This window comes from Ruegeria sp. AG1 (assembly GCF_056541705.1).
Window position 1 is genome coordinate 111,171 of the sequence record NZ_JBQFYU010000012.1, and the last position, 23,493, is coordinate 134,663.

28 protein-coding genes are annotated in these 23,493 nt (G+C 58.1%); 25 read left to right on the plus strand and 3 right to left on the minus strand.

The features are described from left to right. Positions 1-6 precede the first annotated feature (6 nt). The 19 genes from rplP (at position 7) to comE (ending at position 11,250) form a co-directional block, all read left to right on the plus strand. Positions 7-420 (plus strand): 50S ribosomal protein L16, encoded by a 414-nt coding sequence (gene rplP, locus ACR0B5_RS18120; RefSeq protein ID WP_058283513.1) that lies wholly within the window; start codon positions 7-9, stop codon positions 418-420. 303 nt (positions 421-723) lie between these two features. Next, the gene (locus tag ACR0B5_RS18125) at positions 724-1,188 is read left to right on the plus strand and encodes a CBS domain-containing protein (RefSeq protein WP_170380522.1); all 465 of its coding nucleotides are present in this window, start codon (positions 724-726) and stop codon (positions 1,186-1,188) included. A gap of 23 nt (positions 1,189-1,211) precedes the next feature. After that, on the plus strand, positions 1,212-2,579 hold the full coding sequence (locus ACR0B5_RS18130) for an ArsB/NhaD family transporter (protein ID WP_170380523.1): 1,368 nt from the start codon (positions 1,212-1,214) through the stop codon (positions 2,577-2,579). Between the two features lie 88 nt (positions 2,580-2,667). After that, positions 2,668-3,288 carry a 2OG-Fe(II) oxygenase family protein gene (locus ACR0B5_RS18135; protein WP_480542341.1) on the plus strand — a complete coding sequence of 207 codons (621 nt, stop codon included), beginning with the start codon at positions 2,668-2,670 and terminating at the stop codon, positions 3,286-3,288. Positions 3,289-3,717: 429 nt separating this feature from the next. After that, positions 3,718-3,924, plus strand: a complete 207-nt coding sequence (rpmC, locus tag ACR0B5_RS18140; RefSeq protein ID WP_480542343.1) for a 50S ribosomal protein L29 — start codon at positions 3,718-3,720, stop codon at positions 3,922-3,924. Positions 3,925-3,928: 4 nt separating this feature from the next. Then, positions 3,929-4,159, plus strand: a complete 231-nt coding sequence (gene rpsQ, locus ACR0B5_RS18145) for a 30S ribosomal protein S17 (RefSeq protein ID WP_152459158.1) — start codon at positions 3,929-3,931, stop codon at positions 4,157-4,159. Positions 4,160-4,235: 76 nt separating this feature from the next. Then, a complete protein-coding gene (gene rplN, locus ACR0B5_RS18150) occupies positions 4,236-4,604 on the plus strand; it encodes a 50S ribosomal protein L14 (RefSeq protein ID WP_008757934.1) in 369 nt (122 codons plus the stop codon). Between the two features lie 2 nt (positions 4,605-4,606). Continuing rightward, positions 4,607-4,918, plus strand: a complete 312-nt coding sequence (gene rplX, locus ACR0B5_RS18155; protein ID WP_068340764.1) for a 50S ribosomal protein L24 — start codon at positions 4,607-4,609, stop codon at positions 4,916-4,918. Then, entirely contained in the window at positions 4,911-5,471 is a 561-nt protein-coding gene (gene rplE, locus ACR0B5_RS18160; protein ID WP_480542345.1) for a 50S ribosomal protein L5, read from the plus strand. The genes rplX and rplE overlap by 8 nt, the downstream gene beginning before the upstream one ends. 19 nt (positions 5,472-5,490) lie before the next feature. After that, positions 5,491-5,796 carry a 30S ribosomal protein S14 gene (gene rpsN, locus ACR0B5_RS18165; RefSeq protein ID WP_068340744.1) on the plus strand — a complete coding sequence of 102 codons (306 nt, stop codon included), beginning with the start codon at positions 5,491-5,493 and terminating at the stop codon, positions 5,794-5,796. A gap of 13 nt (positions 5,797-5,809) precedes the next feature. Further along, positions 5,810-6,202 carry a 30S ribosomal protein S8 gene (gene rpsH / locus ACR0B5_RS18170; RefSeq protein WP_170373360.1) on the plus strand — a complete coding sequence of 131 codons (393 nt, stop codon included), beginning with the start codon at positions 5,810-5,812 and terminating at the stop codon, positions 6,200-6,202. 11 nt (positions 6,203-6,213) lie between these two features. Then, entirely contained in the window at positions 6,214-6,747 is a 534-nt protein-coding gene (rplF, locus tag ACR0B5_RS18175; RefSeq protein ID WP_170373361.1) for a 50S ribosomal protein L6, read from the plus strand. Between the two features lie 11 nt (positions 6,748-6,758). Further along, on the plus strand, positions 6,759-7,118 hold the full coding sequence (rplR, locus tag ACR0B5_RS18180) for a 50S ribosomal protein L18 (RefSeq protein ID WP_039523386.1): 360 nt from the start codon (positions 6,759-6,761) through the stop codon (positions 7,116-7,118). Positions 7,119-7,234: 116 nt separating this feature from the next. Continuing rightward, the gene (gene rpsE, locus ACR0B5_RS18185) at positions 7,235-7,798 is read left to right on the plus strand and encodes a 30S ribosomal protein S5 (protein ID WP_170356677.1); all 564 of its coding nucleotides are present in this window, start codon (positions 7,235-7,237) and stop codon (positions 7,796-7,798) included. A 13-nt stretch (positions 7,799-7,811) separates the two neighbouring features. After that, entirely contained in the window at positions 7,812-8,000 is a 189-nt protein-coding gene (gene rpmD, locus ACR0B5_RS18190) for a 50S ribosomal protein L30 (RefSeq protein WP_074736195.1), read from the plus strand. Between the two features lie 325 nt (positions 8,001-8,325). Beyond that, positions 8,326-9,633, plus strand: coding sequence for a histidinol dehydrogenase (gene hisD / locus ACR0B5_RS18195; protein WP_480542347.1), 1,308 nt, complete (start codon positions 8,326-8,328; stop codon positions 9,631-9,633). A 100-nt stretch (positions 9,634-9,733) separates the two neighbouring features. Further along, positions 9,734-10,141, plus strand: a complete 408-nt coding sequence (locus ACR0B5_RS18200; protein ID WP_170380527.1) for a universal stress protein — start codon at positions 9,734-9,736, stop codon at positions 10,139-10,141. Positions 10,142-10,192: 51 nt separating this feature from the next. Then, positions 10,193-10,699 carry a sulfopyruvate decarboxylase subunit alpha gene (locus ACR0B5_RS18205; protein WP_170468582.1) on the plus strand — a complete coding sequence of 169 codons (507 nt, stop codon included), beginning with the start codon at positions 10,193-10,195 and terminating at the stop codon, positions 10,697-10,699. Then, positions 10,696-11,250, plus strand: coding sequence for a sulfopyruvate decarboxylase subunit beta (comE, locus tag ACR0B5_RS18210; protein ID WP_170494501.1), 555 nt, complete (start codon positions 10,696-10,698; stop codon positions 11,248-11,250). Before ACR0B5_RS18205 ends, comE begins: the two co-directional genes overlap by 4 nt. 68 nt (positions 11,251-11,318) lie before the next feature. Here comE and ACR0B5_RS18215 read toward each other — a convergent pair whose 3' ends face one another. Next, entirely contained in the window at positions 11,319-12,092 is a 774-nt protein-coding gene (locus ACR0B5_RS18215; RefSeq protein WP_170468578.1) for a FadR/GntR family transcriptional regulator, read from the minus strand. Positions 12,093-12,405: 313 nt separating this feature from the next. Between ACR0B5_RS18215 and ACR0B5_RS18220 the strand changes: the two genes are divergently transcribed. From ACR0B5_RS18220 to dld, 4 genes are all read left to right on the plus strand, one after another. Then, entirely contained in the window at positions 12,406-13,455 is a 1,050-nt protein-coding gene (locus tag ACR0B5_RS18220; protein ID WP_170380531.1) for a TRAP transporter substrate-binding protein, read from the plus strand. Between the two features lie 114 nt (positions 13,456-13,569). Beyond that, positions 13,570-15,633, plus strand: a complete 2,064-nt coding sequence (locus ACR0B5_RS18225; RefSeq protein WP_170662751.1) for a TRAP transporter large permease subunit — start codon at positions 13,570-13,572, stop codon at positions 15,631-15,633. 12 nt (positions 15,634-15,645) lie between these two features. Further along, on the plus strand, positions 15,646-16,797 hold the full coding sequence (locus ACR0B5_RS18230; RefSeq protein ID WP_480542350.1) for an alpha-hydroxy acid oxidase: 1,152 nt from the start codon (positions 15,646-15,648) through the stop codon (positions 16,795-16,797). Positions 16,798-16,813: 16 nt separating this feature from the next. Continuing rightward, on the plus strand, positions 16,814-18,502 hold the full coding sequence (gene dld / locus ACR0B5_RS18235) for a D-lactate dehydrogenase (protein WP_480542352.1): 1,689 nt from the start codon (positions 16,814-16,816) through the stop codon (positions 18,500-18,502). 341 nt (positions 18,503-18,843) lie between these two features. On the opposite strand, the gene gph is transcribed toward dld, so the two are convergent. Then, complete coding sequence (gene gph, locus ACR0B5_RS18240) at positions 18,844-19,518, minus strand: phosphoglycolate phosphatase (protein ID WP_480542354.1); 675 nt, start codon at positions 19,516-19,518, stop codon at positions 18,844-18,846. A 219-nt stretch (positions 19,519-19,737) separates the two neighbouring features. Here gph and hemP point away from each other — a divergent pair, with 219 nt between their 5' ends. After that, positions 19,738-19,905 (plus strand): hemin uptake protein HemP, encoded by a 168-nt coding sequence (gene hemP, locus ACR0B5_RS18245; protein WP_170468565.1) that lies wholly within the window; start codon positions 19,738-19,740, stop codon positions 19,903-19,905. Continuing rightward, positions 19,902-20,378, plus strand: coding sequence for a hypothetical protein (locus ACR0B5_RS18250; RefSeq protein ID WP_170718420.1), 477 nt, complete (start codon positions 19,902-19,904; stop codon positions 20,376-20,378). Before hemP ends, ACR0B5_RS18250 begins: the two co-directional genes overlap by 4 nt. A gap of 40 nt (positions 20,379-20,418) precedes the next feature. Here ACR0B5_RS18250 and ACR0B5_RS18255 read toward each other — a convergent pair whose 3' ends face one another. Continuing rightward, complete coding sequence (locus ACR0B5_RS18255; protein WP_480542356.1) at positions 20,419-23,484, minus strand: aminotransferase class III-fold pyridoxal phosphate-dependent enzyme; 3,066 nt, start codon at positions 23,482-23,484, stop codon at positions 20,419-20,421. Positions 23,485-23,493: the final 9 nt, after the last annotated feature.

A 23,493-nucleotide genomic window follows, 5' to 3' on the forward strand; every position in this document is an offset into this window, starting at 1 on the left:
AAAGATATGCTTCAACCAAAGCGTACTAAATTCCGCAAGATGCACAAAGGCCGGATCAAGGGTCTCGCCAAAGGCGGCTCTGATCTGAACTTTGGCACCTACGGCCTGAAAGCTCTTGAGCCTGAGCGTGTGACTGCACGCCAGATCGAAGCTGCACGTCGTGCCATGACGCGTCACATGAAGCGTCAGGGTCGTGTATGGATCCGCATCTTCCCCGACACTCCGGTCACGGCAAAGCCGATCGAAGTTCGTATGGGTAAAGGTAAAGGTTCGGTCGACCGCTGGGCATGCAAAGTCAAGCCTGGCCGCGTGATGTTCGAGATCGACGGCGTCAATGACGACATCGCCCGTGAGGCCCTGCGCCTGGCCGCGATGAAGCTGCCGATCAAGACTCGCGTCGTGGTTCGCGAAGACTGGTAAACAGTCCGGGGAAACCCGAACAGAATTGCCCCCCGCCGAGAAATCGGTGGGGGCTTTTTCGCTTGTGGCCTCTCGCAAACCCGCTAGGCGCCAAATTCCGAGATTCAATACCGGCATTGCAAAAAAGATGGGGCTCAGGGGTGGCATATTCTCTCATCTGGTGAAAAGAAGCGCTCGCAAAACCTTCTCAATCAGAGCTTGGGTCGATCTTACTCCGATACGGCTTGAGCACGAACTGTGCCTTGGCTCTGAAACCCCGCTGAAAGACCGAGGACACGTATGGGCCTTACTTGCCGGGACGTCATGGTCCCCCCTGAAAAACAGAAGACAATCCACCCCGATGATACAGTCGCCAAGGCGTTTGAGATCATCCGCGACAGCCGCGCCCGGTTCTTGCCGGTGGTGGGGGATGACGGGAGCTTCCAAGGCGTTTTCACCGCGCCCACGTTGATCAAGATGATCCTGCCGCGTGCGGCCCGTATTGGTGTCAGCGATGAGACTTCGCGCGTTGCGATCAGCCATCTCAGCTTTATGGATTTGACCAAGGAAGACATTAGCGAACAGATCAAGCGCCTGCACGAAGAGCGAGTCGGAGATCACATGTCGAACCCGGCCAACATCCCGGTTCTCGCACCCGACACGCCGGTGATGGAAGGCATTTTCCTGATCCACAAATTCAAACGCCACGTTTTCCTCGTGGAACCCGAGACCAATCGCTTTGTCGGCTCTGTCAGCCCGAACTCGTTGATTGATCACGCGCTGAGCTAACCCCTAAAGACCGGATCAGACCATTGACCGACCATTCCGTTTCGCATGGAGAACACGCGTTCTCCGTTCCTCAGCTGTTGGGGATTGACCCTCTGTGGGTCGCCACCGGTATCCTGATTGCAGTTTATGCCGTCCTGGTGACCGAAAAAGTAAACCGCGCCATTCTGGCCATGCTGGGGGCATCGCTGATGGTGCTGTTCGGCATCATCAACCAGGAACAGGCTGTCGCGGGCGTTGATGCCAACACATTGGCGCTGCTGATCGGCATGATGGTGATCGTCGGGATCACCAGTAAGTGCGGGTTGTTCCAATTCGTCGCCATCAAGGCCGCAAAGGTGGTCAAGGCCAATCCGACCGGCATTTTGATCATGCTGACGCTGATCACGGCGGTGTTCTCGGCTCTGCTCGACAACGTGACTACCGTTCTGTTGATCGCACCAATCACCTTGCTGATCACGGACGCGCTCGAGACGCGTGTTTACCCGTTCTTCTTTGCCGAGATTCTGGCTTCGAATGTGGGCGGTACGGCCACTCTGATTGGTGACCCGCCGAACATCATCATCGGCTCGGCTGCGGGCCTCAGCTTCAACGACTTCGTGGTCAATCTTGCGCCGATCTCGGCCATCTGTCTGGTGGTGCTGACCGGTATCATTTATTTGATGAACCGCCGCACGCTGGCCGCCATTCCGAAATCGGCCTGCGAAAAGATCATGCGTTTCAACGAAAATGAAGCGATCACCGATGTCGGCCTGATGATCAAATCCCTGTCGGTTCTGGCGCTGACCCTTCTTGGCTTCACGCTTGGCCATGGCTACGGCATCCAGCCGGGCACCTCGGCGCTGGCTGGCGCCGCGCTGTTGATGCTGTTGGCCTATGGGCACCAGCACGGAGAAGAACAGTCCGAATCCGTTCACCACATCTTTGGCGAGGTTGAGTGGATCACCATCTTCTTCTTCGGCGGTTTGTTCGTCATCGTTGCAGGTGTCGAGCATGTCGGCCTGCTCGAATTCTTCGGTGAGAAAGTGCTGGAGTTGACCGAGGGCGACATGATGTGGACTGCGTTCTTCATCTTCTGGGCTTCGGGCATCTTGTCGGCCATTCTGGACAATATCCCCTTTGTGGCCACGATGATCCCTCTGATCGAGTCCACCGCTGACACGTTCGGCGGGCCCGATGCGATCGAGCCTCTGTGGTGGTCGCTGGCTCTGGGCGCCTGTCTGGGCGGCAACGGGACCTTGCTGGGCGCAAGCGCCAACCTGACGGTTGCTGCCTTTGCCGAAAAGGCCAAGCAGCCGATTGGCTTTGTCAAATTCGCGCTCATGGCGTTCCCAATCATGATCCTGACCCTGATGATCGCCAACGTCTATCTCTGGCTGCGCTACTTCTACTAAAGCGCCAAACGATAGGCCGCACCCGAGCAGCCGCTTTTCTGAGGCGGCTGCTCTCGCCCTTGTGCTTCCGCTGGGATATAGCCGGGGCATGGCACAGATTGAATCACTCTTCGTTACCCGTCTCTATCGCGCAGCTTTGTCCGAGTTCGATCCCAAGATCGACGCTGGCGAGCTGGAAAACTCCTGCCTTGTTATTGCCGAGGATGATGAGGCCGGGCAGGAATGGTGTGAAGAGAATGGCTATCCCGGCTACACCAGCTACGCCTCGCTGACCGATTTGCCCTGGCGCTTCCCGATCTTTAACGATCTGGTAAAGGCGCTGGATCAGCACGTCGCGGCCTTTGCCAAGGATCTGGAGTTCGATCTGGGCGAGGGGGAGCTTAAGCTTGAAGACCTATGGATCAATATCCTGCCGGAGGGCGGCATGCACTCCAGCCATTTGCACCCGCACAGCGTGATTTCGGGCACGACGTACGTTGCCATGCCCGAAGGGGCGAGCGCGTTGAAGCTGGAGGATCCGCGTTCAGGCCGCATGATGGCCGCGCCGACGCGCCTAAAATTTGGGCGAAGGGACTTGCAACCTTTCATTTATGTTCAGCCTCAAGTGGGGGATGTGCTACTCTGGGAGAGTTGGCTGCGCCACGAGGTGCCGATGAACATGTCGGAAGAAGAGCGGATTAGTGTTAGCTTTAACTACAAGTGGGATTAATCCTTGCGTAAAATGCGCTGTGGAAGCTTCGATCCCTGTTCTTTGGGGGGAGTTGCATTGCTTACTTTTCTGACATTCTATCGAACAGATTGGGATATACGCGAAACTATTTTGGAGATTTTTGGATTTCGCGGGTTGGCCAATAAAACGGTGCTTGAACTAATGGTTTTGGCCGCGACTTTGGGCGCGACACTTTATGTTGTCTTCTAGGCGATGGAAGCTTGTAAGCAGACTTTGAACTAGTCTTGTTTCTATGTCTTGCGGGTGCGTTTCAACTTCCTCTTGCCACCCACCGCTTAAACCCTTATACGGCGGCATCCTGCAAGTCCCCCGGCCGAGTCGGGGGATTCGCATGTCTATCATTCATCCACCAGGTCCAAGGTGACCCTTTCAGGGGCCTTCTGGTGTTTTGAGCAAAGGAAAAAGGCGATGAACGCCCAAGAACTGCGTGACAAGACCCCGGACCAGCTCCGCGAGGAACTGGCCAACCTGAAGAAAGAAAGCTTTAACCTGCGCTTTCAACAGGCAACCGGTCAGCTGGAAAATACTGCTGGCATCAAAGCGGCTCGCCGCAACGCTGCCCGCGTCAAAACCATTCTGAACGAAAAGGCCGCTGTTGCGGCATCGGAGGAGTAATCCTATGCCCAAGCGTATCCTGTCCGGCGTGGTAACCAGCGACGCCAACGAGCAAACCGTAACCGTTTCGGTTGAGCGTCGTTTCAAACACCCGCTGCTGCACAAAACCGTTCGTAAGTCCAAGAAATACCGGGCTCATGACGAAAAGAACGCCTTCAAGGTCGGCGACACAGTCCGCATCATCGAATGCGCGCCGAAATCGAAGACGAAACGTTGGGAAGTTCTGGAAGCGTAAGCCTCCGGGATTTTCCCATTTGTCGAAACCCTGGGGGATCTAACGAGACCAGCCCCCACAGGTCGGGAGAAACCACATGATCCAGATGCAGACCAATCTGGATGTCGCTGACAACTCCGGCGCACGCCGAGTTCAGTGCATCAAGGTCCTGGGTGGTTCCAAGCGTAAATACGCCTCCGTTGGCGACATCATTGTCGTCTCGGTGAAGGAAGCCATCCCGCGCGGCCGCGTAAAGAAAGGTGACGTCCGTAAGGCCGTCGTCGTACGCACCGCTAAGGAAGTCCGTCGCGAAGACGGCACCGCGATCCGTTTCGATCGCAACGCCGCCGTCATCCTGAACAACAACAACGAGCCAGTCGGTACACGTATCTTTGGCCCCGTTGTTCGTGAACTGCGCGGCAAGAACTTCATGAAAATCATCTCGCTGGCTCCGGAGGTGCTGTAATCATGGCTGCTAAACTCCGCAAAGGCGACAAGGTCGTCGTGCTGGCCGGCAAGGACAAGGGCAAAGAGGGAACCATTTCCTCGGTTGACCCGAAAGCCGGTAAAGCTGTTGTCGAAGGCATCAACATTGCCATCCGTCACACACGTCAGTCGCAAACCTCGCAAGGTGGTCGCCTGCCTCAGGCAAACCCGATCGAGCTGTCGAACCTGGCGCTGCTGGACAAGAACGGCAAAGCAACCCGCGTTGGCTTCCGCATGGAAGGCGACAAGAAGGTGCGCTTCGCCAAGACCACAGGGGACGTGATCGATGCTTGATACCGCAACCTACACCCCGCGTCTGAAAGCTCAGTACGTTGAAACAATCCGTGCCGTTCTGAAAGAAGAGTTCGGCTACAAGAACGACATGCAGCTGCCCAAGCTGGACAAAATCGTTCTGAACATCGGTTGTGGTGCTGAGGCGGTCAAAGACTCGAAGAAAGCGAAAGCTGCTGTCGAAGATCTGACTGCGATTGCTGGTCAAAAGGCCGTTGCAACCAAGGCGAAGAAGTCGATCGCGGGTTTCCGCGTCCGTGAAGACATGCCGCTGGGCGCGAAAGTGACCCTGCGCGGTGACCGGATGTACGAATTCCTGGATCGCCTGATCACCATCGCGCTGCCGCGCGTTCGTGACTTCCGCGGTGTTAAGCCTTCTTTCGATGGTCAGGGCAACTTTGCCATGGGCATGAAAGAGCACATCGTGTTCCCGGAAATCGACTTCGACAAGGTCGACGAGGTCTGGGGCCTGGATATTGTAATTGCCACCACAGCGAAAACCGACGCTGAAGCGAAGAGCCTGTTGAAAGCATTCAACATGCCGTTCAACGCGTAAGCGCCGGGAGGATTGAGACATGGCTAAAAAAGCAATGATCGAACGCGAAAAGAAGCGCGAACGCCTGGTGGCCAAATATGCCGCAAAGCGTGCCGAGCTGAAAGAAATCGCGAATGACGAGAGCCGCCCGATGGAAGAGCGTTTCAAAGCGCGTCTGAAACTGGCGAAACTGCCGCGCAACAGCTCGGCTACCCGTCTGCACAACCGTTGTCAGCTGACCGGTCGTCCCCACGCTTACTACCGTAAGCTGAAGGTCAGCCGTATCGCGCTGCGCGAGCTGGGTTCTGCTGGTCAGATCCCCGGCATGGTGAAATCGAGCTGGTAAGGGAGACATAGATATGAATGATCCTATCGGCGATATGCTCACCCGTATCCGCAACGCGCAAATGCGCGGCAAGTCCACCGTTTCCACCCCGGCTTCCAAGCTGCGCGGTTGGGTTCTGGACGTGCTGGCGGACGAAGGCTACATCCGTGGCTATGAAAAGACGACCGGTGCAAACGGTCATCCGGCCATCGAAATCAGCCTGAAGTACTACGAAGGCACCCCTGTTATTCGCGAGCTGAAGCGGGTTTCGAAACCCGGTCGTCGCGTCTACATGGGCGTCAATGACATCCCGCAGGTCCGTCAGGGTCTGGGCGTGTCGATTGTCAGCACTCCGAAAGGTGTGATGTCGGACGCAAACGCTCGCTCCAACAATGTTGGCGGCGAAGTGCTCTGCACCGTCTTCTAAGGAGGTCTGCAATGTCTCGTATTGGTAAAAAACCGGTCGAGCTGCCCAGCGGCGTTACCGCCTCTGTGTCTGGCCAGACCATCGAAGTTAAAGGTCCGAAAGGCACCCGCAGCTTCACCGCCACCGACGACGTGACGCTGTCGGTTGAAGACAACGTGGTCAAGATCGACCCCCGTGGCATGTCCAAGCGTGCCCGCCAGCAGTGGGGCATGAGCCGCACCATGGTTGCCAACCTGGTAACCGGTGTGACCGAAGGCTTCAAAAAAGAGCTGGAGATCCAGGGTGTTGGTTACCGGGCTCAGATGCAGGGCAACACCCTGAAGCTGAACCTGGGTTACAGCCACGATGTTGATTTCACTGCTCCGGAAGGTGTCACCATCACCGCGCCGAAGCAGACCGAAATCGTTGTGGAAGGTATCGACCAGCAGCAGGTGGGCGAAGTCGCGGCCAAAATCCGCGAATGGCGCCGTCCCGAGCCGTACAAAGGCAAGGGCATCCGCTACAAGGGCGAGTTCATCTTCCGCAAGGAAGGCAAGAAGAAGTAAGGACGCAAACAATGGCAAACAGCAAAAGAACCCTGTTTCTGAAGCGCCGCCTGCGCGTTCGGAACAAACTTCGCAAAGTCAACGCCGGCCGTGTACGCCTGTCGGTTCACCGTTCGAACAAGAACATCAGCGTTCAGCTGATCGACGACGTTCGCGGCGTGACCCTGGCATCGGCCTCGACCCTGGAAAAAGATCTGGGTGTTGTTGGCAAGAACAACGTCGAAGCGGCCACCAAAGTGGGCGCGGCCATCGCCGAGCGTGCCAAGAAGGCAGGCGTCGAAGAGGCCTATTTCGATCGTGGTGGCTTCCTGTTCCACGGCAAGGTGAAGGCAGTTGCCGACGCCGCGCGTGAAGGTGGTCTGAAGATCTAAGACTTGCGGGCAGCTTTGCGGCTGCCCCGATGATCCGGGGGCCTCGGCAACAGTCGCGGCTCACTTGGATTGAAGCAAACGGCGCCGTATGCGCCACATGAGAAGAGGGATGCCAAATGGCAGAACGTGAAAACCGTCGGGGCCGTGGCCGCGACCGTGAAGAAGCACCGGAATTTGCAGATCGCCTGGTCGCAATCAACCGCGTGTCGAAAACCGTAAAAGGTGGTAAGCGCTTTGGCTTCGCCGCTCTGGTGGTTGTCGGCGATCAGAAAGGCCGCGTCGGCTTTGGTAAAGGTAAAGCGAAAGAAGTACCTGAAGCCATCCGTAAGGCGACTGAGCAAGCCAAGCGTCAGATGATCCGCGTGCAACTGCGCGAAGGTCGTACTCTGCACCACGACATCGAGGGCCGTCACGGCGCTGGTAAAGTGGTTATGCGCACCGCACCTGAAGGTACTGGTATCATCGCCGGTGGTCCGATGCGTGCTGTGTTCGAAATGCTGGGCGTCAAGGACGTTGTGTCCAAGTCGCTGGGCTCGCAGAACCCGTACAACATGATCCGCGCCACCATCAACGGCCTGCAGAAAGAGCAGAGCCCGCGTTCGGTCGCCGCACGTCGTGGTAAAAAAGTTGCCGACATCCTGCCCAAGCGGGACGAAGCACCGGCTGAAGCCGAAGCGTAAGGAGTAGCGAGCAATGGCAAAAACCATCGTCGTCAAGCAGATCGGTTCTCCGATCCGTCGCCCCGCCGAACAGCGCGCAACCCTGATCGGTCTGGGCCTGAACAAGATGCACCGCACCCGTGAGCTGGAGGATACGCCTTCGGTCCGCGGCATGGTCAACAAGATCCCGCATCTGGTTGAGATCATCGAAGAGCGCGGCTAACCGCCCTCTGAAAGTGTTTTTGGAAACGCCTCTGACCTGTGTCAGGGGCGTTTTCTTTTGCCCGATTGCATCTGCGAATCGCCTCGTTCAACCGCTTGCCTCACGCCTTGAATAGGGACGAGCGGGCCGCCGAATCCATTGGCAACAACGGCGCAGAGGTCCTCTTACAAGACCGAGTTTCAGCTTTCCCAATCCCAAAATTTATCTTTTCTTAAATGAGGTTAGAAGATCGCAAAGAGTTTCGTTTGCGGCTCCACAAACGCTTGCAAAGGCGATTTCGCCTCTGACAGAATGGCTGCGCAGGAACCGGGAGCAGGGGCGGACTATGGCGCGCGACTATCTCAAAAAGGCGATGCTGACGGCGCAATCTGATGCGCCCGAGGTTCACGATACGGTCAAGACCATCCTGGCCGAGATTGAAGCCGGCGGCGACGCGAAGGCGCTGGAATATGCGGCCAAGTTCGACAGGTTCGACGGCAACGTTCTGATGACGCAGGACGAGATCGACGCCGCAATTTCGCTTGTGCCTGAAAAGCTTAAGGCGGATATCCGTTTCGCCCATAACAACGTCCGCCATTTTGCCGAGGCGCAGAAGGCCACGATGACCGACGTACAGACCGAGATCGTGCCCGGCGTGATCGCTGGTCAAAAGGCGATCCCTGTGGATGCGGCGGGCTGCTATGTGCCCGGCGGCCGGTATAGCCATATCGCCAGTGCAATCATGACCGTGACAACCGCCAAGGTCGCCGGATGCCGCCACATCATCGCGTGTTCTCCTCCGAAACCGGATGAGGGCGTTGCGCCTGCAGTAGTCTATGCGGCTCATATCTGTGGGGCCGACAGAATTCTGGCGATGGGAGGGGTGCAGGGTGTCGCCGCGATGCGATACGGCTTGTTCGGCCTGCCGCGCGCGAACATCCTTGTGGGGCCGGGGAACCAGTTCGTGGCCGAGGCCAAGCGCATCCTCTACGGTGAGGTTGGCATCGACATGATCGCCGGACCAACCGACAGTCTGGTCCTCGCCGATAGCAGTGCGGACCCGCTTGTTGTGGCCACCGATCTCGTCAGCCAGGCGGAGCACGGGTATAACTCTCCTGTCTGGCTGGTGACAGATGACCGGGCGCTTGCGCAGAGGGTTATGGCACTGGTGCCCGAGTTGATTGCAGATCTTCCTGACCTGAACCGAGAGAACGCGGCTGCTGCGTGGCGTGACTATGCCGAAGTCATCGTATGTTCGGATCGCGAAGAGATGGCCGCTTGTTCCGATGACTACGCGCCGGAACACCTGACAGTCCAGGCCGAGGATCTGGAATGGTGGCTGAATCGCCTGACCTGCTATGGCTCTTTGTTTTTGGGGGAAGAGACCACGGTATCTTACGGGGACAAGGCGACGGGAACCAACCACGTACTCCCGACATCGGGGGCGGCCAGCTACACGGGCGGGCTAAGCGTCCACAAATACATGAAGATCGTGACATGGCAGCGGGCGACTCGAGAGGGCTCGAAACCCATTGCCCTGGCGACCGCCCGGATTTCGCGTGTAGAAGGGATGGAGGGGCATGCGCGGGCGGCCGATGTGCGCCTCGCCAAGTATTTCCCGGATGAAGAATTCGATCTGCGTGCCGAGGGATGATCGGTCCAAACACCACCTGCCAAACTGTTCGCTGGCCTTGATGCCGCACTGGGTACTATCCTTGGCCTGATAGGGCCGACCGGGTCGAAAGGAGTTTGACATGTACAAGAAAGTTCTCGTTCCAATGGCGCTGGATCACGATATCTCGCAACACACTCTGGAAGTAGCGCGTGCCTTGTCTCAGGGCGGCGGAGAGATAATCGCGCTGCACGTTTATGAAATGCCTCAGGGCTCGGTCAGTGCGTTTCTGGACAAGGATCTGGTGGCAGAAGGATATCGCCGCGCCCGACTGGAACTGTCGCGCAAAGTCGAAGGGCTGGAAGGGGTAAGTTCCGAACTCGTGAAGGGTCACACGGCGCGCACGATCATAGATTATGCGGCGGAGAACGGTGTCGATTGCATCGTCATCGGGTCCCACAAGCCCGATCTCAGTGACTATTTCTTGGGCTCCACCGCGTCGCGCGTTGTGCGTCATGCCCCATGCGCGGTGCATGTGTACCGCAGGTGATAACCGTCAATCACGCCCTTGGGCGACAACAATAGGACTGACAGCCTGAAGATGAATATAGACAAGAAGATCACTGACGACCTGGTGGCGAACGACATTTCGTTCGTGACCACCGTCCCCTGCAAGCAATTGGCCGGTGTCATTGATGAGATCGACCAGCGCGAAGGCATCTATCACATCCCTTCGAACAAAGAGGACGAGGGGATGGGCCTGTGCGCGGGGGCATGGATGGGTGGTAAGCGCCCGGCCATTATCATGCAGAACACAGCGATCGGGGTGACGATCAACACATTGGCGACCCTGATCCAGTATTATCGGATGCCACTGCCGATGCTGATCTCGTACCGGGGTGAGCTGCGCGAGCCGATTGCCTGCCAGGTCGAGATGGCTGTTCACACCAAGGCGTTGTTGGCGCAGCTCAATATCCCGACGTACCATTTTCACCATCAGGCGGATGTGGCCGAGTTGGATGCGATCCTGAAATACACGTTCATGTGCAACAAGCCGGTTGCCATTCTGACCGACGCCAACTTCTGGGGAGGCTATGGCGACCAATGATCCGTTCTGAAATCCTGAAAGAAATCGCTCCGATCCTGCGGGATCAACTGGTGGTTTGCAACATCGGCATTCCCAGCCAAGAGCTGCACGCGATTGATGACCAGCCAACGAATTTCTACATGCTGGGCACGATGGGGTTGGCTTCATCCATAGGTCTGGGGTTGGCCCTGTCCCAGCCCAAGCCGGTGATCGTGATCGATGGGGACGGCTCCGTTCTGACCAATCTGGGAACGCTACCAACCATCGCGAACAACGTGGCTGACAATTACATCCTGCTGATCGTCGACAATGGCTCATACGGGTCCACCGGGGATCAGCCTACCTATGCCGGGTTGAAGACGTCATTGGCGAAAATGGCGGCTGCGGCAGGATGTGAGCGCGTGATTGAATGCGCCGCCGAAGATACAGGTCGCGTGTTGCAGGAGGCGCTGGACGCCCGGCAGATGACCATCATCGTCAGCAAATGCGAAAGCGGCAACGCCAAGATGCCGCCGATCACGATGGACCCTGTAGTGATCCGAGATCGGTTTATGAAGGCCGTACAGGCCTGAACACCTCTTCGTTTTGCGGAACGCACTGCTCAAAGCCGTCCGTTGCGGGCGGCTTTGGTACTAAATGTCTAGCGCGACAGAAGACGCCGTTTCTCGGCCATGACCTCGCGGCGCTGCTGTTCTATCCCCGTCCGGAAGGAGCGCTCAACAAAGTCGATATGGTCCAATGCGGCCTGTTCGGCGCGCTTTTCGTCTCCGTCAATCACCGCTTGACCCAGGGCAAGGTGCTGATCCAGCAGTTGTTTACCCGAACCGTCAATCGATTTCAGGAAACTGCGGTTATAGAAAACGCCTCGCTTGGTCAGTTCGTAGATCGAAGCCATCATATGGATCAAAGTGGCGTTCTGGCTGGCGTCGACGATGGCCGCATGCAGGGCGAAATCCGCCTCGCGTGAGGCTTGCGCATCGTTCGCCTCCCACGCCCGCACATTCTCGTCGAGGATTTCGGCGATCCTCTCCTTGTCGGCCTTGGTGGACCTGCGGGCGGCAAGGCGGGCGGCAAAGCCTTCTTGTTCTCGGCGGTATTCCAGGTGGTCAAAAAAGGCAGGCTCGTGCCGTTCGTAGAGCGCCAGAAGGGCCGGCAACATCGCTTGCCCGGTCAGGGCGGCGACAAAGGTCCCCTCACCATGCTGAGTGGTGACCAGCCCGCGCTCCTCCAGTACGGCCAGTGCTTCGCGCAGCTTTGGCCGTGAGACCCGAAGCATCTCGGCCAGATCCCTCTCGGACGGCAGCTTGCGCCCCTGTTTCAGAATGCCCGACGCGATGAGGTCTTCGATCTGCGCCACCACGGCATCGGCCAGCGATTCGTGTCCGACCGGTTCAAAAATCGCCTTGGTGTTCATGGGATATACCTAAGTAAGATGTCGACGTGAGATATATTGGTAAATAAATGTAACCATATTGGTGCGTTTTTCAAGCGTTCAGTTCCAGCATGGAAATGCAACTTAACGCGTTCAATCAAATAAAAATTTCCGAGAATATGCAGTAATTCATCGAAACTGAGTGCGCCCAGTCGGGGGCATTTCTGCAGATCCAGTGGTAAATAAAATTATTGACTGAGTAGCACTGGTAAAGTTAGTGAACCACTAGTGCAAACCCGCAAGGGTCTGCGTTTGTGTTTGAGGCAGATGCCCGACCCACCCAGGAGGAGACATTATGAAAAAGACCCTGACGAGCCTTGCCGTAGCCGCCAGCCTGATGGCCGCACCTGCGGTTGCTAAAGATAAGCTGCTGTTGAAAACCCCGATTGCGTTCTCGACCGAACTGCCTGGTCTTGGTTCGCCAATCCCGCGCGTTGCCGAGCAGTTGGACCTGATGTCGGGTGGTACGCTGAAGATGAAGGTATATGAGCCAGGCAAACTGGTTCCACCGTTCGAAATTCTAGACGCGGTTTCGACTGGCAAGATCAACTCGGGCTACACCACCGCTGGTTACTGGGCGGGTAAAATCCCGGCCGCTCCGCTGTTCTCGGCCGTTCCTTTCGGCCCTGAAGCGGGCGAGTACATGGCGTGGCTCTACTACGGCAACGGCATGACGCTGTACCAAGAGATGTATGATCAGGCCGGTTACAACGTCCACGTGATCCCTTGCGCTGTCATTGCCCCCGAGACCTCGGGCTGGTTCGCCACCGAGATCAACTCACCCGAAGACCTGAGCGGCCTGAAGATGCGTTTCTTCGGTCTGGGCGGCAAGGTTATGCAGAAACTGGGTGTTGCTACCTCTTTGCTGCCCGGTGGTGAGATCTTCCCGGCGCTGGAAAAGGGTGCGATCGACGCGACCGAGTTTTCGATGCCCGCCATCGACGCACGTCTGGGCTTCCACAAGCTGGTCAAGTTCAACTACTTCCCGGGCTGGCACCAGCAAGCGACAGTTTTCGAGCTGATGATCAACAAAGACGTCTGGGCAGAAACCAGCGAGCAGCACAAGGCGATCATCGAAAACGCCTGTAAGGCTTCGATGGCCGACAGCTTTGCCGAAGGTGAAGCGATCCAGCACGCGGCTCTGATCGACAACGTTGAAAACAACGGTGTCACCCTCAAGCAGTGGTCACCCGAGATGCTGGATACCTTCCGCAGCACTTGGGAAGAGGTCGCCGCCGAAGAGGCCGCAAATGACGCTTTCTTTGCCAAGGTACTGGCCGACATGACCGAGTTCCGTGACGGCTACAACCTCTGGAAGACCAACGCCTTCCTCCCACGTCAGTAACTTCCTCACTGACGTTTCTGGGGCAGCGGACACTGCTGCCCCAGTCGATTTCTGATCTTCGGATTTTCCAAACTTTTACCGCCCTTGCACAGGGCTGCCGGGCGAGGAATGACCATGAGCAATTCAAATACCACCAAAGATCCGGTTGAGGCCTATGAAGGCATCCTGGAGCATCCCGATACCGACCGTCAAAAAATCGCCGTTGCCATTGATACCAGCGTCAAAGCTGTCGGTCATGTCGTCATGTGGGCGAATGTGCTGCTGATGGCGGCGATTTTTTCGCAGGTCGCGCTGCGCTATCTGCTCAGCCAGAACTACCCCAAACTGGATGAGATTCAGTGGCACTTCTACGGCATCGTTACGATGATCGGCATCTCATATGCATTGATCACAGACAGCCACGTGCGCGTCGACGTTCTGCATATGCAACTGTCCCGCCGGGCGCAGCGGATCATCGAGGTGATCGGCATTCTGACCCTGCTGACCCCGTTCATCTATCTAATGATTGATCAGGGCTATGACTATTTCTACGAAAGCTTCCGCGTCAACGAACGCTCGGACAGCCCCACCGGTCTGCCTGCGCGTTGGGCCTTCAAGGCGGTCATTCCGATCAGTTTTGTTCTGTTGGCCCTGGCCGCTCTGGCGCGGCTGATCCATGACGGGCACGCACTGATGTACGGACCGGCTTCGGAACGAGAGGGCGCTCCGCTGCGTCGTATCCTGCTGGTGCTGACTGTGTTTGCCGCCGTCTGTGTGGGCCTGACCTTCCTGGTTGAAACGACCGAGGAAAAACTGGTCATCGCGATGTTCCTGACCTTCATCGCGCTGCTCTTCACCGGTTATCCGGTGGCTTGGGTGCTGGCTGGTGTCGGTGTCGCCTATTGCGGTCTGGCCTATCTATTCGACAATGACCTCATGCTGTGGACCGGGTTGGAGAGCACCTTTACCGGGCTCGACTACCTGACTCTTGGTGCCGTGGTGAACCGGGTCTACGCAACCATGTCCAACGCGGTTTTGGTTGCCCTGCCGATGTTCATCTTCATGGGCCTGATGCTGGACGAATCCGGTGTGGCCGAGCGTCTAATGACCTCGATGCAGCGCCTGTTCGGCACCGTGCGGGGTGGTCTTGCCATCACCGTGACCCTGATCGGGATCATACTGGCGGCCTCGACCGGCATTATCGGTGCTTCGGTTGTGCTGCTGGGCGTGCTGTCTTTGCCGTCGATGATGCAGCAGAAATACCAGCCGACACTGGCGGCGGGCGTGGTCTCTGCCTCGGGCACGCTGGGTATCCTGATCCCGCCCTCGATCATGCTGGTGATCATGGCCGACCAGATGGCTCTGTCCGTCGGAGACCTGTTCATGGCCGCCGTCTTTCCCGGTGTGATCATCGGGGGGCTATATCTGACCTACATCTTCATTCTCGCACAAGTGAAGCGCGACGCGGCCCCCGTGCCCGAAGGGGCAAAAGCGCCTGACTGGGATGCTGTCAAAGACGTTCTGATCGCGGTCATTCCAACGCTGCTTCTGATCCTCGCGGTTCTGGGCTCGATCTTCGGAGGTCTGACCACCCCGACCGAGGCCTCTGGCATAGGCGCATTGGGCGCGACGCTGTTGGCGCTGGGATATCGCAAGCTGACCTTTGCGAAACTGTGGAACGTGCTGGTTTCGACCTTCAACACCACCGCCTATATCTTCGCGATCTTCCTTGGCGCGACGGTATTCTCCTATGTTCTGCGGGAACTTGGCGGCGATGAACTGATCGAGCACGTGGTCCAATCCACCGGCTTCGGTGCCAATGGCACGGTCCTGTTCATCCTGTTCATCGTATTCCTGCTGGGCTTTGTTCTGGACTGGATCGAGATCACCCTGATCGTATTGCCCCTGATGCGACCGATCGTGAACGGCCTGGGCATCGACATTCCGGGCTTCGGAGTGCTGGATGAACCCGCACTGGTCTGGTTTGTGATCTTGGTGGCGGTGACGCTTCAAACCAGCTTCCTGACCCCGCCGGTTGGCTTCGCTCTTTTCTACCTGAAAGGTGTCTGCCCGCCCGAGATCAAGCTGATGCATATCTACAAAGGCATCATCCCCTTTGTGCTGCTACAACTGACCGGATTGGCGCTTGTCTTCCTTTGGCCGACACTCGCCACCTGGCTGCCCTCTGTGGCGTACTAAGGAGATCACGCTATGCGTCTCAAGCATTGCCACAACTTTCACGACTTCCGGCAGCTTGCCAAGCGCCGCCTGCCGGGGCCGATCTTCAACTATATCGATGGCGGCGCGGATGATGAGGTGACCTATCGCCAGAACACCGCCGCTTTCGACCGCTGTGATCTGCTGCCCTCGGTTCTGCGCGGGGTGAAGGACGTGGACATGTCCGTCACCGTGATGGGGCAAAAGCTGGACATGCCGTTCTACTGCTCGCCCACCGCTCTGCAGCGGCTGTTTCACCATCAGGGCGAACGCGCTGTGGCCGCTGCGGCCGAGAAATATGGCACCATGTTCGGTGTCTCATCTCTGGGGACTGTCTCGCTTGAAGAACTGCGCGAGAAACACAAGAACCCGCAGGTCTATCAGTTCTATTTCCACAAGGATCGCGGCCTGAACGCGGCCATGATGCAGCGCGCAAAAGAGGCCGGGGTCGAGGTCATGATGTTGACCGTCGACAGTATCACTGGCGGTAACCGCGAGCGTGACCTGCGCACCGGTTTCTCGATCCCGTTCCGCCTGACATTGGGCGGCATGATCCAGTTTGCGATCAAACCGATGTGGGGGATCAACTACGTTACCCACGAAAAATTCCGCCTGCCGCAATTGGAAGAGCACGTGGATATGGGTGGCGGTGCCAGCTCGATCGGCGGCTATTTCACCGAGATGCTGGACCCGTCGATGAATTGGGATGACGTCGCGCAGATGGTGCGCGATTGGGATGGTCAGTTCTGCCTCAAGGGGATCATGACCGTCGAAGATGCCAAACGTGCGGCTGAAATCGGGTGCACCGGGATTATTCTGTCCAACCACGGCGGGCGGCAGCTGGATGGCTCACGCACGCCGTTCGATCAACTGGCCGAGATCGTAGATGCCGTCGGCGACAAGCTGGACGTGATCATGGACAGTGGCATTCAGCGCGGTACTCATGTGCTGAAGGCGCTTTCGGTCGGCGCGAAAGCGGTCGGTGTTGGACGTCAGTACCTGTATCCTCTGGCTGCCGCTGGTCAGCCGGGTGTCGAACGCGCGCTGGGCCTCATGCGTGCCGAGATCGAGCGCGACATGAAGCTGATGGGTGTGACCAGAATCGACCAACTGAGCCGCGAGAATATCCGTTTCCGCGCCGCATAAAGACACGAGGGATGCCATGACCAATGACGCGTTGATTGAACATTTCCGCTCTGTCGTTGGCGCGCGGCATGTCCTGACTGGCGAACGCGCGACGGAACGGTTCCGGCGCGGTTTCCGCTCGGGCGAAGGCGAGGCACTGTGCGTCATTCAACCCGGCAGCCTTCTGGAGCAGTGGAAGGTCCTGAAGGCCTGCGTTGCAGCCGATAAGATTGTCATCATGCAGGCGGCCAATACCGGCCTGACCGAGGGGTCGACCCCCTCGGGCAGCTATGACCGCGACGTGGTGCTGATCAACACACGCCGCATGGACACTCTGGTGCCGCTGAACGACGGCGAGCAGATCGTCAGCTTTCCCGGCGCCACCCTGTTTGCGCTGGAAAAACTGTTGGCCCCACTGGGGCGAGAGCCGCACTCGGTAATCGGCTCCTCATGCATTGGCGCGTCGATTGTGGGTGGGGTCTGCAACAACTCGGGCGGGTCACTGGTGGAACGCGGCCCTGTTTACACCGAACTCTCCGTCCACGCGCGGATTTCCGAAAAGGGCGAGCTGGAGTTGGTCAACCATCTGGGAATTGATCTGGGCGACACGCCGGAAGAGATCCTGGCAAATCTCGATGCAGGCACGTTCGACCGCAACCCCGGGGCCACGAACAAACGCGCCTCGGCGAGTGACTACGCGCAGATCGTGCGCGATGTCGACGCCGAAACACCTGCGCGGTTCAACGCAGATAAGGCCAAATTGTTCGAATCCGCTGGCTCGGCAGGCAAGCTGGCCGTCTTTGCCGTACGGCTTGATACGTTCCCCAAGAACGAGGCCGAGAAGGTCTTTTATATCGGAACAAACAGCCCCGATGATCTGGCCGCCCTACGCCGTCATATCCTGTCGGAGTTCAAGTCACTGCCGGTGTCCGCCGAATATATGCAGCGCGAGGTGTTCGATATCACTGCCAGATACGGCAAGGATACGGTCGTGATGATCGACAAGCTGGGCACCGACCGGCTGCCGATGTTCTTTGCGCTCAAAGGCGCAGTCGATGCCCGCTTGCGCCGAATTCCCTTCCTGCGCAATTTCACTGATAGATTCATGCAGGTGGCGGTCTCGGTCTGGCCGCGTGTCTTGCCGAAACGGATGGTCGAGTTTCGCGACCGCTACGAACACCATCTGATCCTGAAGATGAAGAACGAGGGGATTGCCGAGGCTGCTGAATGGCTGCCCATATTCCTGAAAGATCGTGACGGCGATGCCTTCGAATGCACCCCGCGCGAGGCCAAGATCGCAGGTTTGCACCGCTTTGCTGCCGCTGGGGCTGCCGTCAGGTACATGGCGCTGCATGGCAACGAGGTGGAAGACATCATTGCGCTCGATGTGGCTTTGCGGCGCAACGATCAGGACTGGCTTGAGACGCTTCCGCCAGAGATTGAGGGCCAACTGGTCCACAAGCTCTACTACGGTCATTTCATGTGCCACGTGATGCATCAGGACTACGTGGTCAAAAAAGGCGCTGACCCAAAGGTTTTGAAAGCCGCAATGTTGGAGTTGTTCGACACGCGAGGCGCGGAATACCCCGCCGAACATAACGTGGGGCATCTGTACAAGGCCAAGCCCGATCTGGCCGCCCACTACAAATGCTGCGACCCGACCAATTCCTTCAATCCGGGGATCGGCAAAATGTCCAAAGCTCGGAACTACGCGGAGCCCGAATAGTAGGCTACGGCGTTTTCACCCTTGATCTTATCAAAGGCCTATTCCCGACCAAGTTGTCGTCTCATGCGGTTCGCCCGGGAGAAGCCCGAATTCGGTGCGTCTGGACCGTTCGGTTAGGGAATGATTGCCTCTCAAGCCTGAGGTCAAGCGCTGGTTTCACAGCTGGGTTGATGCAAAAAAACCCTCCCCTACGGGAATCCCCCAATTTCGTCATCTGTCGCGTCCCGCTAAACATGAGACAACAGCTAGCCCCAAAGGGCCATACAGAGTTTCCCCGATGAGGGGCTGGTCCATACCCCCTCGGCCGGCCCCTCAATAACTTTCAGGGTATGCTCTGGCGCCTATTTCAGCTGAGCAGACATCTGCACCATTTGCGCGACCAGGGGCGGAATCTCCTCCGCCTTGTTATAGGCAATGTGGTGCGGAATTTCTGTCACGGGCGACTTTCGATAGCCTTGCGTGAACAGGAGAAAGGGGATCTTGGCGCGCTCGGCTGTTTCTGCGTCCACCTCGCTGTCGCCCACGAAAACACGCGACCCATGAGCTGGCAATGCGTCGAAGCTTGCAAATAGGTGCTGAGGGTCTGGTTTCCTGCTGGTCAGGCTATCGCCACCCAGAACCGCATCGAAATATTGCGACAGGTCCAGTACGTCGAGAATATGCCGGGCAGGGGCCTCGGGCTTGTTGGTGCAGACGCCCAGTGTGTGCCCCTGCGATTGCAAGCTGGCCAACGCCTGAGGAATGCCGGGATAGGGCACTGTCGTTCTGCTGGCCCCTGCCGTGTAATGCGCGAGCGTCACTTTCGTTAGCTCTTCGTGACGGTCCAAGGGCAATTCGCAGTGCCGGATCATACGCTCGACCAGCTTGGGGAGACCATTGCCGACGAATCGCCCGATCACCTCGCGCGGCAGAGGGGGCAGGTCGAGATCGCTCAGTGTCTGGTTTGCGGCTGCTACGATGTCTCCCAGGCTGTCGACTAGAGTTCCGTCCAGATCAAATACAATTGCCGCGCCCATTGTAACCTCGGTGTTTTGCCCATGCGTTCAGGCCTAACCTGCCTGCAAACAAGGCGCAACACGGCATCTTTCTGCAAGCGCAAATGCGCGGCTTGACAATCCTTACTAAAATTATCAGAATAAGAACAGAAGCCGACAGCCACCCCGAACTCGGGTCAGCCAGGTCATTGAGAAAGCGAACAGATCAGGCCCTTGCCTGAGATACTCCGGAGTTGTCAAATGAACGCGCAGACCCCTATCGCCACCCAGTCCTTTGCCGTATCCGTGCTGCCTTCGCACAAGGCCGAAGAGCTGACCAAAGGCGGCAATCTCGCCCATATCGAACTGGGTGATCAGCTTTATACGCTGCGCATTACCCGTGCAGGCAAACTGATCCTGACGAAATGAGCAGCCCGTCGTCCCGGGGTGGCGCAGCGGTTGGCCGCCTGACAGATCTTGCCCCAATCGAAGCAGGTGCGGTGATGTATCTGCGCCTATGGAGCGAAGGCGCCAAAGGCCGCGCAGACGCTGCCAGTGATTTCGACATCGCGCTTGGCGCAAATCAAGGGCGCGCCGCGATGCTGACCTTGGATCGTCTATGCTCGCTGTGTGCCAGCTATGGCCGCCGCCCATTGATCCGTCATGGATTGGGATGTGCCTGTCTGGGCGCGGATGAGAATTGTTTTGCCCAGATGATTGCGGCCGCATCTGAGGGCGCGCGGGAAGACGCGATGATGATGGCCTCATTGATCGTGCGCCCGGATTTTGCGCCGGCCCTTGCCTCACTGTCAGAAGAGCTGGGGATGGCCCTGCGCCGCATGACAGCCGCCGTTCCAATGCCGACAACGGGTCATCAAACCCCCTCGGCCGTGTTGCATTGATCGGCAAATGAAGCCCCGGCGGTTGCGCCGGGGTTTTTCACTAGCAGCAGCCACAACCTGCGTGATGGTGGTCGTGGTCGCAAACCGGGGCAGGGGCGTAATCGCCGACACCTTTCAGGACATCCCGCAGCGCCCAAAGGATCATATCAACATCCTCGGCCTCAATTGTTAGAGGCGGGCGGATTTTCAGGATGTTGTCTTTCGGACCTTCGCTGCCAATCAGGATGCGATGATCGCGCATCCGATTCTTCACAAAGCTGCAGATCTCGGTCCCTTCCGAGCCATCCGGGTTGATCAGCTCAACCCCCAGAAACAGACCCATCCCACGTACGTCGCCAACGCAGCCGAACTCGGACTCGATCTTGCGCAGACCCGCCATCAAACGGTCGCCCATGGCGTGGGCATTGTCCCGCAGTCCCTCGTCATCAACAATGTCCAGAACCTCTTTCCCGATGCGGCAGGACAGGGTGGAGCCGCCGAAGGTCGAGAAGAACTCGATCCCGTTGTCAAAGCTTTGGGCGATTTCCTTGGTTGTGACCAACACGCCCAGCGGATGACCGTTGCCGATCGGTTTGCCCATGACAACGATATCGGGCAGCGCGCCTTGGTGTTCGAAACCGAAATAGTATTCGCCCAGCCGTCCAAGCCCGGTCTGGACCTCATCCGCGATACAGACACCGCCAGCTGCGCGGATTTTCTCATACACTGCAGGTAGATAGCCTTTCGGTGGAATGATCTGCCCACCGACCGAGGGGAAGGTCTCAGCGATGAAACCGGCCACGCCCTGACCTTTCTCTTGCAAAGCAGCAATCGCCGGGTCCACGAGATCTGCGTATTTTTGCGCGCGGTCAGCGTCGTCACGTTTGAACGAGCCACGGTAGTCATCCGCGACCTCGACCAGCTCGACCCAATTAGCCTGACCGATCCCGCCGGGTTTGTTGAACTTATAGGCCGAGATCGCCACGGCCGCGTTGGTATTTCCGTGATAGCCGTGATCGGGCGTCACTATCCCTTTGGCGCCGGTATGGGCGCGGGCCAGACGCAAGGCCAATTCGTTGGCTTCCGTGCCTGAATTGACGAAAAAGCAGACCTCAAAGTGATCCGGCAGCTTCGACAACACCTTGTCGGCAAATGCGGTCTGCGCCGGGTGTAGATAGCGGGTGTTCGAGTTCATCCGCTTCAGCTGATCCGCCGCGACGGCCTGAATGCGTGGGTGTGCGTGGCCCACATGTGGGACGTTGTTATATGCGTCCAGATAGGGGCGCCCCCATTCGTCGAACAGGTGGTGTTTCCAGCCGCGCACCAACATGACCGGGTCATTGTAAGTCAGGCTCAGATTGCCGCCGAAATGATCGTGACGCCCTTGCAGAACGGCCTGTTTGTCTGTCGGCTGATAGCAAACCTTGTCATCGGCCAGATTCAGCAAGGCCGCCGGGTTTGGACAGACCGCGTTCCATAGTTCCAGCTCATCCGGGTCGGCGACACCGGGCCAGTCGGCCTCCATGCCATCGGTTGTCAGGGCAAGCTGGAAATGCACATGCGGGGCCCATCCGCCGTTTTGCGAGGCATCCCCAAGCCGCACGAACGCAGCGCCCTGCGCCACCGGATCGCCGGGTTTCAAACGATCGCAAACCTCTGGGTCCAGGTGGCCGTAGAGCGTATAGAACGGATCCCCCTCGGGCGTTTCATGATGCAGGATCACCACCCCGCCATAGTCGAGATGGCTGTCGCGGTTCTCGACCACTTCGACCCGGCCGCTCATCGGGGCGTGCAGGACCGTGCCAGCAGGCGCGAAGACGTCTACCGCCAGGTGCACCGTGCGCCGGTCCGAGGCCTTCCACGGCCCCTTGCGAAACCCGGGCTCGGCATAGATCAGGCGGGGTTCGTTGTAGTAACCCAGCCACAGGCCCTCACCAAATTCCTCACCCACCCGCGCGGCTTCTTCGAGCGGCATGTGGAACGGGTTCTGCGGCCAGGTGGAATTCTCAACAGAAAGCGAGCCCACGGGCATATTTCTCAGGTCCTGGCCAAACATCTCGGCAAAGTGGCCGCGATGCTCGGAGAGGTAGGCGTGGATGCGCTCAGCCCCATCGACCACCGGCAAGCCGCAAGCGCTGCGCAAGCGGGCGGACATCAAGCCGCCATTGACGGCCTCGTTCTCAAGGAACCGCCAGGCCGGGGCCTGGCTGATGGTCACATAGGGATCATCGGGGTTTTCTGCCGCCATCAGGGTTGAGTTCACTACGGACACCGCCAACCGCATGCGCAGCAGGGGCCAGATCAGATCGACCTCCTCTGCGCTCAATCGATTGGCGGCGTGATAGCCTCGGACCAGAGCGGTCAGAGCGCGTTCGGGTTTCGGATGATCCAGAACGATATAGGCCCCGGCAATGGCCACCTCGCATACGCGCGGCGCGGCGCACATGTCGCCCAGGTCGATCAGGCCGGATACGGTACGCCGTTCGCCTAGTTCGCCCTCGACGAGGATGTTGTAGTCATTGGCGTCGTTGTGGATGGCTTGCGTGGGCAGGCTGTTCAGTGCATCTGAGATCGCAGTGAAACACTGCACAATTTCGTCCAACAGCGCGCGGCGGGACGGGTTGCTGACCGCGTCCAGTTGATCCGCAATCCAACCGCCTTGCACCAGGTCCCATTTGAAATCGTCCCGCTGCAGGCTGTCATGCGCAAACCCAGTCAGAGCCCGATCGGTCGCGCCAAGAACGCGTCCGAGTTTCAGGATCAAGTCTTCGGATTTCGGCTCGACCTTGGCGTAGCACTGGCCCGGAAGGCGCTCCAACAACCAAGCCAGGCGCGGTTGGCCGTCCTGATCTTCGATCTCGGGCAGGACAGCACCATCCAGCGAGGGGAATACCTTGGGGAAGGGCAGCCCCGGCGCCCCAGCCGCGATATGTTCGAGCGCTTGGACTTGAAGGTCGACAAACTCTGGCTCGCACCCCGCGCGCATGACTTTCAGGACATAGTTCTGTCCGTTCTTCGCTTCGACCAGAAAGTTCAGGTCATACTCTCCGTCCAGCCGTGTCAGAAGGGCCTCCAGGCCCCAATACTTGCGCAGAGCATCTGCCCAGAAATCATTCATGTCTTTCATTCCCATCCC